The organism is Actinokineospora alba (genome assembly GCF_004362515.1).
GTDB classification, from domain to species: domain Bacteria; phylum Actinomycetota; class Actinomycetes; order Mycobacteriales; family Pseudonocardiaceae; genus Actinokineospora; species Actinokineospora alba.
Map to the genome: position 1 here is coordinate 2752268 of NZ_SNXU01000001.1, position 11863 is coordinate 2764130.

Below are 11863 nucleotides of genomic sequence, written 5' to 3' on the forward strand. Positions count from 1 at the left end.
CGTTGCGGAAGTTGATCAAGCTAGTGCCCGGTAGCCCGAGCTCGAGGTTGGTGGACGTCACATGATCACGTTCCTGATGGTGGTGGTCGCCGCCACGCTGCTGTACGCGGCGCGGCGGAGGAAGAGATCACCCCATTCGCGCAAGCGGCTCACGATGCTCGCCGTCATCGGCATCATCGGGCTGCAAGCGGTGATCGGCAGTCCCGCGATGGCGCAGGACAACAGCTGTGTCCCCAACCCGGAGCGCCCCGGCGCCGGCATGGTCGGCGCGCTCGACCCGCCCCAGGGCAACGGCGAGGCAGACAGCCCATACCTGGTCTACGGGTACGCGGGCATGGTCTGGCACGTCTACGACGAGTCGTGCGGCGGCTTGGTGCCCAACGGCGTCAGCGACCCTGGTTCCACGATCGACACGTGGGCGGGCAACGAGCTGTTCAACATCGCCAAGAACATCATCGGCGCCACCAACTCGCTGCACTACACGCTGCTCAACGGCGGCGTTCTCGGCGGATTGAACGAGCAGATCGGCAAGGCGGCCGACTCCGTCTTCAACAACCTCTACACCCAGCTCTTCAGTGTGTTCATGCTCGTGCTCGCCGTCCTGATGTTCCGCCAGATCTGGAAGGGCGACCTGGCCGCGGTCAGCAAGCGCGCCCTGTTCGCGTTCGCGGGCATGTGGCTGGCGGCCTCGTCGATGGTCCTGGTCACCAACTACGACCGGATCGACGACCTGATCGTGCGCACCACCTCCGGCATCCAAGCGGGCTTCGTCGACCCCGAGGAAGACCGGGTCGTGCGCCACATCCTGCCGACCGAGCTGCACAACAAGGTGGTCTACGACAACTGGCTGCGCGGCGAGTTCGGCAGCCCGGACGACCCGAAGGCGACCGAGTTCGGCAGGCGCCTGCTCGCCGCCCAGGCCTGGACGCGCGACGACATCGTCACCGGGCGCGACGCCGACAACAACGCCGAGCAGCAGAAGAAGAACGAGTACAAGCAGATCGCGACCCAGCTCGGCTCGGCGACCGGCTACTTCAAGGGCACCGACGGCAGCCGCACCGGCGCGGGCATCCTGGCGATGTTCCAGTCGATCGTGTACTCGCTGTTCCAGCTCTTCGCGAAGCTCGCGGTGCTGCTGGCGCAGCTGCTCCTGCGGATCCTCGCGCTGACGGCTCCGGTGATCGGCCTGGTGGCCTTGGTCCACCACGACATCCTGCGCAAGGTCGGTCGCGCCGTCGGCGCGGTCGTGCTGAACGTGCTGGTCCTGGCCATCCTCGCGGGCATCCACTTCAAGTTCCTCGAGATGATCTTCTCGCCGGACGCCAAGCTGTCGCTGCTCACGCAGATGCTGCTGGCCGCGATCGTCACCTTCGTGTTCTTCCTGGTGGGCCGCCCGATGCGGCGCATGTGGCAGATGCTGGAGATGTCGGTCGGCGCGGCAGGCGCGTCGATGCCCGCGGCCGGGTCGGGGATCTTCTCCCGGTTCCGCCGTAACAAGCACGAGGGCACGACGCCGCAGGACGAGTTCTGGGAGACCGTCCGCGACGGCGAGGAGGGCGAGTCCACCGGCCTGGCCAAACACAGCCAGGGCAACCGCAGGCCCCGGCCGGAAGCGAGCAACCCGGTCACCGCGACCGCCCAGCGGATGGACACCGCGCGGCCCGCCATCGGCGCACCGCGCCAGGCCCTCGAGTCGTCCATCACCAGGCTGGGCCCTGGCGACCACGACGTCGTCCTGCCCGGAGCCCCGAGGCCCGGCCGTGGCGGTCCGGCGACGATCGTGCGGGCGAGCAGCCGCGTGGTCGACACCGTGCCCGTCGCCGACCGCAACTGGGACCGCGGCGAGGACGCCGTCGTCATCCCGTCGCGGGTGCCGAACGCCGAATACGCCACACCCGAGGCGATCAGCAGTCCGCGGCCCGCGGACGTGGAGATGGTCGCCGGCAGGCCGGTGCACGTCGTCTACCGGCCCTCCCGGGGCCTTGAGGTCGCCGAGTCCCCCCGCCGGATGCCGCTGCACGACGGTCCGCGCGAGACCGACTCGGTGGTGAGGTAACCCGATGCCGATCCGCACCAACCGCGGCCGGGCCGCGGTGTACCGAAAGCTCTGGGGCTGGCCGATGCGCTCGCCCAAGCACCTGGCGATCACGGCGGTGATCGCGGCGGTGCTGATCACCGGGCTGGGCATCGTCATCCCGAAGCTCGCGGGCAAGAACGGGCTGCCCGCGTCCGCGTCCACGTCGGGTCGCCCGGGTTCGGCCACCACCTACCTCGGCCAGCCCCCGCAGCCCGGTGTCACCACGGCGCCGACGTCGCTGCCGACCCGACTGCCGCCACCGACCCAGCAGCCGTCCTCGGCGCCCGCCTCACCCGAGGCGTTGGACACCGCCATCGCGTGGTCGGAGGCGTGGGTGTTCCACCCCGCGGGCACCACGGCCGAGGCCTGGCTCGACCGGCTTCGCCCACACACCACCGAGGAATACCTCCTCGGGAAGCTGTCCACGGTGGAGCCCGCGAACGTGCCCGCGAACGCGGTCACCGGGCGGGCTGAGGTCAAGAACTCGTCCGTGGGCGCCGTCGAGGTCGAGGTGCCCACCGACAACGGAACTTTGCACATCACGGTCATCAAGACCGACAAGGGCTGGCGGGTCTCGGAACACAAGCGGGTGGGCTGATGCGGGCGACAGTGATGATCGGCGCGCTCGCGGCGGGCGGACTTGTCGTCGCCATCACCGCGGGCGTCGTCACCGTCGTACAGAAAGACCAGATGGCCGACGCCATGCGGGTGGCCACGATGTCGTGCAACGCCACCCTGGGCCCGGCGACGACCGGCCCCGCGGGCTCGGGCGCGGGCGACGCGGCGCGGCTCACCGATGAGCAGCGCGGCACGGTCGCGCACATCATCGCGATCGGCAAGCAGCGCAACCTCGCGCCCCGCGCCTGGCAGGTCGCGATCCAGGCCGGGATGACCGAGTCCGGCCTGCGCAGTCTCAACTACGGCGACCGCGACTCCCTGGGCATCTTCCAGATGCGTCCCTCGATGGGCTGGGGGTCGCCCGCCCAGGTCACCGACCCGGTTTACGCGGTCAACAAGTTCTACGACGTCCTGCTCAAGGTCCCGAACTGGGAGAACCAGCGCCCGGGGGAGTCCGCGCAGGACGTCGAGCGGTCCGCGTTCCCCGACCGGTACCACCGGTGGGAGGCGATGGCCGCGCACCTGATCGGCACGCTGGGCGAGGTCGTCAACGCCACCGGCTGCGGTCAGGGCGTCGGCAACCTGCTGCCCGCGCCGACCGCGGCCGCGGGGGCGGCGATCAACTGGGCGCTCGGCCAGCAGGGCAAGCCCTACCAGTGGGGCGCCCTGACCACGCACCAGAACTCGTTCGACTGCTCGAGCCTGATGTTGCAGGCCTACCGGTCCTCCGGGATCACGCTGCCGCGCACCTCCCGCGAGCAGTACCGGGCGGGAGCGATGCTCCCGGTCGAGCAGGCACAGCCCGGCGACCTGCTGTTCTGGGCCTACGACGAGAACGATCCACGCACCATCCACCACGTCGCGATGTACCTCGGCGATGGCAAGATCGTCGAGGCACAGCAAGACGGTGTGCCGGTCCACATCAGGCCGGTGTCGTGGACCGAGGGCGAACTGGTGAACCAGGCCGTTCGGCCGGGCGTCTGAGGGAGAAGTCGACATGAGCGAGCTTGCGAGCGAATCATCGACACAGTGTCTTCGCGAGTGGAGCCACCGAACTTGTGAGGTGGCCGCGTGAGTATGTATGCGCCTGATCCGCTTCCCCGCCACGCGGGCCCACCCGCGTCCAGCACCCCGATCCGCGACTTTCTCGACTCCGCGCCCCGGCCGGGGATCAGCGAGGGTTACGCGGTGCTGCCGCGCGGGCTCGCCGAGGGCATGCCGCTGCCGTGGCAGCAGGCCATGTCGCACCTGCTGCACGAGTTCCACCAGGTGTACGCGCACCTGAACTGGCCGGAGTACCGGGTGGTGCCGTCGCGCCGGGAGCGGCTGGTCGACCTCGACGAGGAGCAGCTGGCCGAGGTCGGCTGCCTGGTGGAGATCGACGTCGACGGCGAACTGGTCTACCGCGAGCGCAACGGCAAGCGGATCGAGGACCCGGAGCGGCACGAGGTCCTGGTTTCCTGCCTGGACCCGATTCCCGGCCAGCACCTCAACGCGAACCAGGACACCCCGCCGCGAGGTTTCCCGGTGCAACCGGCGCCGCACTGGGGTTAGCTGGTCCCATGAGCAACGACCCGAACCCGGACCCAGGCTGGTACTACAACACCCGCACCGGACAGGTCGAGCACGGCGAGGTCGGCCGCGCCATCGACCGTCTCGGCCCTTACCCCGACCGCGCGACCGCCGAGCGCGCCCTCCAGATCGCCCGCGAACGCACCGAGGCAGCCGACAAGGCCGACCGTGCGTGGAACAGCGACGACGACTGACGCACCTTCGTATCGGAGGCAGGCGAGACGCGCCGGGTGGGTAGGGTGCGGGGTGTGAACTCGCGGGTGGTCGGTATGGACGGGGCCGAGGTCGACTTCGGGCGGGTGCGCGCGGATTTCAGTCTGCCGACGCAGTTCCCGGCCGCGGCGCTGGCCGAGGCGGAGCAAGCGGTGTCCGACGGGCCGAAAGGCGACCGGGACGACGCGACCGACCTGCCGTTCGTGACCATCGATCCGCCTGGCGCCAAGGATCTGGACCAGGCGATGTTCGTCGAGCGGGTCGGCGACGGCTTCCGGCTGCACTACGCCATCGCCGACCTTGGCGCGTTCGTCGTGCCCGGCGGCGCCCTCGACACCGAGGTGCGCAGGCGCGGCCAGACCATGTACCTGCCCGACGGCAACGTCCCGCTCCACCCGACCGTGCTGTCGGAGGGCATGGCGAGCCTGCTGCCCGACCAGGTCAGCCCGGCCGCCCTGTGGACGATCGACCTCGGCGCCGACGGCGAGCCGACCGCGGCCACCATCCGGCGCGCTTGGATCAAGTCCGTCGCCCAGTTCGACTACGAGACCGTGCAGGCCGCGATCGACGCGGGCGACCCGTACCCGTCCATCGCGGCGCTCCCTGAGCTGGGCAAGCTGCGCCGCGAGCACGCTGTGAAGCGCGGCGCGGTCGAGCTGCAACTGCCCGAGCAGGAAGTCGAGCCGGACGGCGCGGGCGGGTGGCGCCTCGTGCTGCGCCCGCGCACCCAGGTCGACGCCTGGAACGCGGAGATCTCGCTGCTCACCGGCATGTCGGCGGCGAAGATCATGCTCGACGCGGGCGTGGGTGTCCTGCGCACGCTGCCCGATCCCGACGACAACGCGATCACCTGGCTGCGCCGCTCCGCGAAGAACCTGGGCATCGAGTGGCCGCAGGAGCGTTCCGCCGCCGAACTGCTCGCCGACCTCGACCCGTCGCGGCCGGACGCGCTGGCGCTGTTCATGGACGCCACCCGGTTGCTGCGCGGCGCGGGCTACACCGTCTTCGACGGCCAGACTCCCGAGCTGAGCACCCACGCGGGAATCGCCGCGTCCTACGCCCACGTCACCGCGCCGCTGCGCAGGCTGGTCGACCGCTTCGGCACCGAGATCTGCCTGGCCGTCTGCGCGGGCGAGGAGGTGCCCGCCTGGGTGCGCGAGGCGCTGCCCGCGCTGCCCGCGCTCATGGAGGGTTCCGACAGCCTCGCGAGCAAGGTCGACCGCGCCTGCCTCGACCAGGTCGAGGCGTGGGTGCTCAGCGACCGGGTCGGCCACGAGTTCGACGCCGTGGTGCTGCGCAGCGACGCCAACTCCGCGGAGATCTTCATTCCCGAGCCGCCCGTGCTGGGCCGGTGCCCGGGGGAGGGACTGCCTGAGGGCGAGACCATCCGGGTGCGGCTGACGGAGGCTGTGGTGGCAGAGCGCAGGGTCGAGTTCGAACGGGTGGAGGTCGCGTGACCGAGGTCAGTCAGCTCAAGGTCGGGGTGCTGGGCGGGACCGGGCCGCAGGGCCGGGGTCTGGCGCTGCGCTGGGCCCGCGCGGGCATCAGCGTCGTGCTCGGTTCGCGGTCCGCCGAGCGGGCCGAGGCCGCTGCCGCCGAACTGCGTGAACTCGCGGGCGTCGACACGATCACCGGGCTGGACAACGCCGCGTGCGCCGCGACGGCCGACGTCGTCCTGGTCGCCGTGCCGTGGGACGGGCACCGCGACCTGTTGGAGTCGCTGCGCGTCGAACTCGCCCAGAAGATCGTCATCGACTGCGTCAACCCGCTCGGCTTCGACAAGCAGGGTCCGTTCGCCCTGCCGGTCGAGGAGGGCAGCGCCGCGCAGCAGGCCGCCCTGGTGCTTCCCGAGTCCCGGGTCACGGCGGCGTTCCACCACGTCTCCGCGGTCCTGCTGGCCGACCTGGGCGTGGCCGAGATGGACATCGACGTACTGGTCCTCGGCGACGACCGCGAAGCGACCGACACGGTGCGCGCCCTGGCCGACGCCATCCCCGGCATGCGCGGCATCTACGGCGGCAGGCTGCGCAACGCGCACCAGGTGGAAGCCCTCACCGCCAACCTGATCGCCATCAACAAGCGCTACAAGGCGCACGCGGGAATCCGCGTCACGGACGTCTGAGGTGTTCTTCGACGACCTCGGCGAGCCGGTCCCGCTGACCGGAACCCCCTCGCGGGTGGTCAGCCTCGTCCCGTCGCTGACCGAGGCGGTGGAGACGTCCGCGCCGGGTCTGATCGTGGGCGCGACCGAGTACTGCACTCACCCGCTCACGCTGGACGTGCCCAGGGTGGGCGGTTCGAAGTACCCGACCGTCGACGCGGTGCTCGACCTGCGGCCGGGCCTGGTGATCGCCAACTCGGAGGAGAACCGCCCCGAGGACGTCGAGCGGCTGCGGGCTGACGGCGTCGCGGTGTGGGTGACTCGGGCGGCGGAGACCGTGCCGGTGGGCCTGGCGTCGATCCGCAGGCTGCTCACCCAGGGCCTCGGGTTGTCCGAGCCGGATTGGCTGCCCGCCGCCGAGGACGCCTGGCACGACGTGGTGCCGGTGCGCGCCACCGCGGTGATCCCGGTGTGGCGCAAGCCGTGGATCGTCGTCGGCCGCGACACCTTCGCCGGTGACGTCCTGCTCCGGCTCGGCGTCGCCAACGCGTACGCGAACCATGCCGACCGCTACCCACGGCCGACGTTGGCTGAGCTGAACGCGATGCCCGCGGAGCTGGCCGTGCTGCCGGACGAGCCGTACGAGTTCACCCCGACCGACGGTCCCGAGGCTTTCCCGGACAAGCGATCCGTGCTGGTCAACGGCCGATATCTGACCTGGTGCGGCCCGTCCCTGGTGGCCGCTCGCGAGTCATTGGGCGCGGCAATATCTGAGGTCTGCTGAAAAAGTTGTGTAGACTCAAGAAATTGCGTAGCCTCGGTTCATGACAAACGTGCTGCTAGTGCTGACCTCTGCCGCCTCCCTCGGCGGACGCCCGACCGGTGTCTGGCTGGAGGAGTTCACCGTCCCGCTCCACGCCTTCCACGCCGCGGGCTTCACCGTCGACGTGGCCTCCGTCCTCGGCGGCACTCCGCCGATCGATCCGGCAAGCGGGTCGGGCGGGCCGACGGACACCCTCGCGCTCGCCGAGGTGGACCCCAAGGCTTACGACGCCGTCTTCCTTGTGGGCGGGCATGGCGCGATGGCCGACTTCCCGGACAACCCCGACCTCACCCAGGTGCTGCGCAACACCCCGGTGGTCGCCGCGGTCTGCCATGGATCCGCAGGTCTGCTTAATGTCCCCGAACTGGTCAGCGGCAAGGTGGTGACCGTGTTCAGCGACAGCGAGGAGACGGCGGCGGGCGCCGACGCGATCATCCCGTTCTCCTTGGCGCGCAAGATGGTCGAGCTGGGCGCCAACGTCGAGGCGGGCGACCCGTTCACCAGCTCGGTGCGTCAGGACGGCAAGCTTTTCACCGGCCAGAACCCGCAGTCGTCCGGCGCTCTCGCCGATCTGGTGGTGCGGGAACTGCGATGAGCGACCTGTTATCCGCCCTCCCGTTGCGCGAACGCAAGCGTGCCCGAGTGCGGGTCGGCCTGTGGTCACACCTGGTGGAGCGGATCGAGAAGACGCCGTTCGCCGAGGTGTCGGTCAAGGAATTGGCCGCGGCGGTCGAGGTCTCGGAGCCGACGTTCTTCAGCCACTTCCCGACCAAGGCCGACCTGCTCGGGTATCACATCTGCTTGTGGCGCATCAGGATGGTGCTCGCCTCGGCCGCGGCGGGGGAGGGGCGCGCATTCCTGCTGCGGTTCTTCGACGAGACCGCGAAGTCCATTGTGGACGGACCGAGGATGTGGTTCGAGATCACGGCGGAGATCGCGCGCGGCGGCGGTCTCTGCGCGCCCCAGGAGATCTCGGCCGCCGAGCGGCTGCTGGTCTTCGGCGATCCAGCGGCCTTGGACATCCCGGTGACGCCGCAGGCCGACCTGTTCGCGCACCATCTGCGGGCGGCGGGCGTGGCCGATGTCCCGGCGGCGGTCACCGCGCTGCTGACGGGCTTCTACGGGGTCCCGTTGGCCTTGGGCGAAGGCGGGCTCGACCAGCTCGCCGACGCCTACCGCGATCACGTCACCCGCGTGGTGTGAGCGGTCAGCCGGTCCGGAACTCGTCGGTGGCTTCGCGAAGTGCTTGCAGGACACCGGGATCGCTGACGGCGTGGCCCGCGGTGGGCAACGTCAGCCGCGAGTCCGGCCATGCCTGGCGCAGGTCCCACGCGGTCACCGGCGGGCACACGATGTCGTAGCGGCCCTGGACGATCCGACCCGGGATGCCCGCCAGCTTGCCCGCGTCGCGGATCAGCTGGTCGTCATCGAGCCAGCCGCCGTGGGTGAAGTAGTGCAAGGCGATCCGGGCGAAGGGGACCGCGAACGACGGCGCCGCGTACTGAGCCATCAGGGCCGGGCTCTGGTCCAGGGAGACTGTCGCGCCCTCCCAGTTGCTCCACGCCAGAGCCGCGCGGGTGCGCAGTTCCTCGTCTTCGCCGAATACCAGGTCGCGGTACGCGGTCAGCGGGTCCGCGCCGTCGGGGACCAATGCGGCGAACTCGGCCCACGCCTCGGGGAACAGCGCGCTCGCGCCGCCACCCCGGTAGAGCCAGTCCAACTCGCTGGGCCGCAACAGGAAGACGCCGCGCAGGATGATCTCGCTGACCCGCCCGGGGTGGGTCTCGGCGTACGCCACGGCGAGCGTCGCACCCCAGGAACCGCCGAACAGCTGCCAGCGCTCGATGCCGAGGTGCTCGCGCAGCCGCTCCATGTCGGCGACCAGGTGCCACGTCGTGTTGGCCGACAGGTCGGCGTCCGGCTCACTCACATGCGGCGTGCTGCGCCCGGACCCGCGCTGGTCGAACAGGACGATCCGGTAGGCGCTGGGGTCGAAGTGCCTGCGCTGGACCGGGTTCGTGCCCGCGCCCGGTCCACCGTGGAGGACCACCACCGGCTTGCCGTCGGGGTTGCCGCTGACCTCCCAGTACACGCGGTGCCCGTCGCCGACGTCGAGCATTCCGTGCTCGTGCGGCTCGATACCGGGATACAGGACGTCCATGCGCCCATGCTGCACTACGCCTAGGGTCGTCGATATGGCGATCGCACAATTCGGCAAGGAGACTTCGTCCCGCGGGGAGTTCGTGCGCCAACCCAACCGGTTCACCGACCGGATCACCGCGGACGGGTCGTCGGGCAGGCGGCCGGAGGCCGGTCGGTACCGGCTGATTGTGAGCCTGGCCTGCCCTTGGGCGCATCGGGCGCTCATTGTGCGGGGGTTGTTGGGGTTGACGGAGGTCATCTCGCTGGGGGTCGTGGACCCGATTCGGGATGAGCGGGGATGGCGGTTCACCCTCGATCCGGAGAACCGTGACCCGGTGCTGGGAATCGAGTTTCTGTCCGAGGCTTATCTCGCTTCGGATCCGGAGTACGCGGGTCGGGTGACTGTGCCCGCTCTGATCGACACCGTTTCCGGGACGGTCGTGTCCAACGACTATCCGCAGATCACTCTGGATCTGAGTACTGAGTGGCGCGAGTTCCATGCTCCTGGTTCCCCTGACCTCTATCCCGTGCCGCTGCGCGCCGAGATCGACGCTTTGATCGAGTCGATCTTCCATAACGTCAACAACGGTGTGTACAAGGCGGGGTTCGCTACGGGGCAGGCGGCGTATGAGAAGGCGTACTTGGCGTTGTTCGCCGAACTCGACCGGCTCTCCGCCCGGCTGGAGCGGTCACGGTTTCTGGTGGGGGATCAGATCACTGAGGTGGACATCCGGTTGTTCACCACGTTGGTGCGCTTTGACGCTGTTTACCACGGGCACTTCAAGTGCAACCGGGAGAAGTTGTCTGAGATGCCGGTGTTGTGGGCGTATGCGCGGGATCTCTTTCAAACGCCTGGGTTTGGTTCGACCGTCGATTTTGATCACATCAAGCGGCACTACTACGTGACTCACCCGAAGATCAATCCGACGGGGGTTGTTCCTGTGGGGCCGGATCCGGCTGGTTGGTCGGTGCCGCACGGGCGTTCCTGACGGGGGGCCTGTTGGGGTGGTTTGCCGGCCGGCTTCTGGCTGGGGGCCTGTTTGGGTGGTTCGCCTTGATTTGGGGACCCCGGAAATGGGCCTGCGCGGGTAAAGCGGGCAGGGGTGAAGAAACTGCCCCGCGCCGCGAAAGTTTAGGCCCATTTCACCCCAAATCAAGGCGAACCACCCAAACAGGCCGTTGGGATTGGCCCGTCGCCTTTGGGATGGGAAGGAGGCAAGGGGGATGGGTGGTCCGGAGTGGTGGTCCGGGAGTGGTGGTCTGGGGTGCGGTTGGACCAAGCCCGGCCGCATGGCTTGAGCCACACGGCCGGGCTTGAAATCTATTAGTGGAAGGCGTGTTCCGGTGCGGGGAACTCTCGGCCCCGCACGTCCGCCGCGAACTGTTCGGCCGCGTTCAACAGCACTCCCGCCACATCGGCGTAGCGCTTGACGAACCTCGGGGCCTTCGCCCGTCGCATGCCCGCCATGTCCTGCCAGACCAACACCTGCGCGTCGCAGTCCGGGCCGGCGCCGATGCCGACGGTGGGGATGTGGAGTTCGTGGGTGACCTTCTTGGCCACCTCAGCGGGCACCATCTCCATGACCACGGCGAACGCCCCGGCCTCCTGCAGCGCCAACGCGTCGGCGAGGACTGTTTCGCCCGCGTCGCCGCGGCCCTGGACTCGGTAGCCGCCCAGGTTGTGCTCGCTCTGCGGGGTGAAGCCGATGTGGCCCATGACCGGGATGCCCGCGTTGGTGATGGCCCGCACGTGCGGCGCGAACGCCTTGCCGCCCTCAAGCTTCACCGCGTGGGCGCGGCCTTCCTTCATGAACCGGACGGCCGTGGCCAGTGCCTGCTCAGGGGAGAGCTGGTAGGAGCCGAACGGCAGGTCGGCGACGACGAGCGCCTTCTTCGCCGACCGTGTCACGGCCGACACCAGCGGAATCAGTTCGTCGACCGTCACCGGCAGCGACGTCTCATACCCGTAGACGTTGTTCGCGGCCGAGTCGCCGACGAGGAGCACGGGGATTCCGGCCTCGTCGAACAGTTCGGCGGTGTACATGTCGTAGGCGGTGAGCATCGGCCACGGTTCGCCGCGCTCCTTGAGCTCCTGCAGGTGGTGGATCCGGACCCGCTTGGCAGGCTTCGCGCCTTGCGCTGCGGCGGCACCAGTCCCATAGGGAGCGGCTACTTCGGCGGAGTTCTTCTCAGCGGACATCGCTGTCGACCGTCCTTCCCTCGAAGCCCGCGTCGTCGCAGGTCCCCGGGTAATTGCGGATGGCTTACAGGTAAAGCCTGACACTCGGACGATCGACAAGCGACTCGGTGGGACGAG

13 protein-coding genes are annotated in these 11863 nt (G+C 69.4%); 11 read left to right on the forward strand and 2 right to left on the reverse strand.

All coding sequences use genetic code 11. From position 1 onward, the window contains the following. The first annotated feature begins 61 nt into the window (after positions 1–61). From C8E96_RS13135 to C8E96_RS13180, 10 genes are all read left to right on the forward strand, one after another. Positions 62–2056 (forward strand): hypothetical protein, encoded by a 1995-nt coding sequence (locus tag C8E96_RS13135; protein ID WP_091383355.1) that lies wholly within the window; start codon positions 62–64, stop codon positions 2054–2056. A 4-nt stretch (positions 2057–2060) separates the two neighbouring features. Then, entirely contained in the window at positions 2061–2675 is a 615-nt protein-coding gene (locus C8E96_RS13140) for a hypothetical protein (protein ID WP_091383354.1), read from the forward strand. After that, positions 2675–3679 carry a C40 family peptidase gene (locus C8E96_RS13145; protein WP_091383353.1) on the forward strand — a complete coding sequence of 335 codons (1005 nt, stop codon included), beginning with the start codon at positions 2675–2677 and terminating at the stop codon, positions 3677–3679. The genes C8E96_RS13140 and C8E96_RS13145 overlap by 1 nt, the downstream gene beginning before the upstream one ends. Before the next feature lie 93 nt (positions 3680–3772). Then, on the forward strand, positions 3773–4249 hold the full coding sequence (locus tag C8E96_RS13150; protein WP_091383352.1) for a hypothetical protein: 477 nt from the start codon (positions 3773–3775) through the stop codon (positions 4247–4249). 8 nt (positions 4250–4257) lie between these two features. Next, a complete protein-coding gene (locus C8E96_RS13155; protein ID WP_091383351.1) occupies positions 4258–4461 on the forward strand; it encodes a hypothetical protein in 204 nt (67 codons plus the stop codon). Positions 4462–4527: 66 nt separating this feature from the next. Continuing rightward, entirely contained in the window at positions 4528–5937 is a 1410-nt protein-coding gene (locus tag C8E96_RS13160; RefSeq protein WP_407642675.1) for an RNB domain-containing ribonuclease, read from the forward strand. Further along, positions 5934–6602, forward strand: a complete 669-nt coding sequence (gene npdG, locus C8E96_RS13165) for an NADPH-dependent F420 reductase (protein WP_091383349.1) — start codon at positions 5934–5936, stop codon at positions 6600–6602. Before C8E96_RS13160 ends, npdG begins: the two co-directional genes overlap by 4 nt. A gap of 1 nt (position 6603) precedes the next feature. Continuing rightward, on the forward strand, positions 6604–7365 hold the full coding sequence (locus tag C8E96_RS13170) for a helical backbone metal receptor (protein WP_091383348.1): 762 nt from the start codon (positions 6604–6606) through the stop codon (positions 7363–7365). A 40-nt stretch (positions 7366–7405) separates the two neighbouring features. Continuing rightward, positions 7406–7999 (forward strand): type 1 glutamine amidotransferase domain-containing protein, encoded by a 594-nt coding sequence (locus tag C8E96_RS13175; RefSeq protein WP_091383347.1) that lies wholly within the window; start codon positions 7406–7408, stop codon positions 7997–7999. After that, positions 7996–8607, forward strand: a complete 612-nt coding sequence (locus tag C8E96_RS13180) for a TetR/AcrR family transcriptional regulator (protein ID WP_091383346.1) — start codon at positions 7996–7998, stop codon at positions 8605–8607. The genes C8E96_RS13175 and C8E96_RS13180 overlap by 4 nt, the downstream gene beginning before the upstream one ends. Positions 8608–8611: 4 nt before the next feature. On the opposite strand, the gene pip is transcribed toward C8E96_RS13180, so the two are convergent. Next, a complete protein-coding gene (pip, locus tag C8E96_RS13185; RefSeq protein WP_091383345.1) occupies positions 8612–9565 on the reverse strand; it encodes a prolyl aminopeptidase in 954 nt (317 codons plus the stop codon). 34 nt (positions 9566–9599) lie between these two features. On the opposite strand from pip, the gene C8E96_RS13190 reads away from it, so the two are divergent. Continuing rightward, positions 9600–10535 (forward strand): glutathione S-transferase family protein, encoded by a 936-nt coding sequence (locus C8E96_RS13190; RefSeq protein WP_091383344.1) that lies wholly within the window; start codon positions 9600–9602, stop codon positions 10533–10535. A gap of 335 nt (positions 10536–10870) precedes the next feature. Here the strand turns inward: C8E96_RS13190 and panB are convergent, their stop codons facing one another. After that, entirely contained in the window at positions 10871–11746 is an 876-nt protein-coding gene (gene panB / locus C8E96_RS13195) for a 3-methyl-2-oxobutanoate hydroxymethyltransferase (RefSeq protein WP_091383343.1), read from the reverse strand. Positions 11747–11863: the final 117 nt, after the last annotated feature.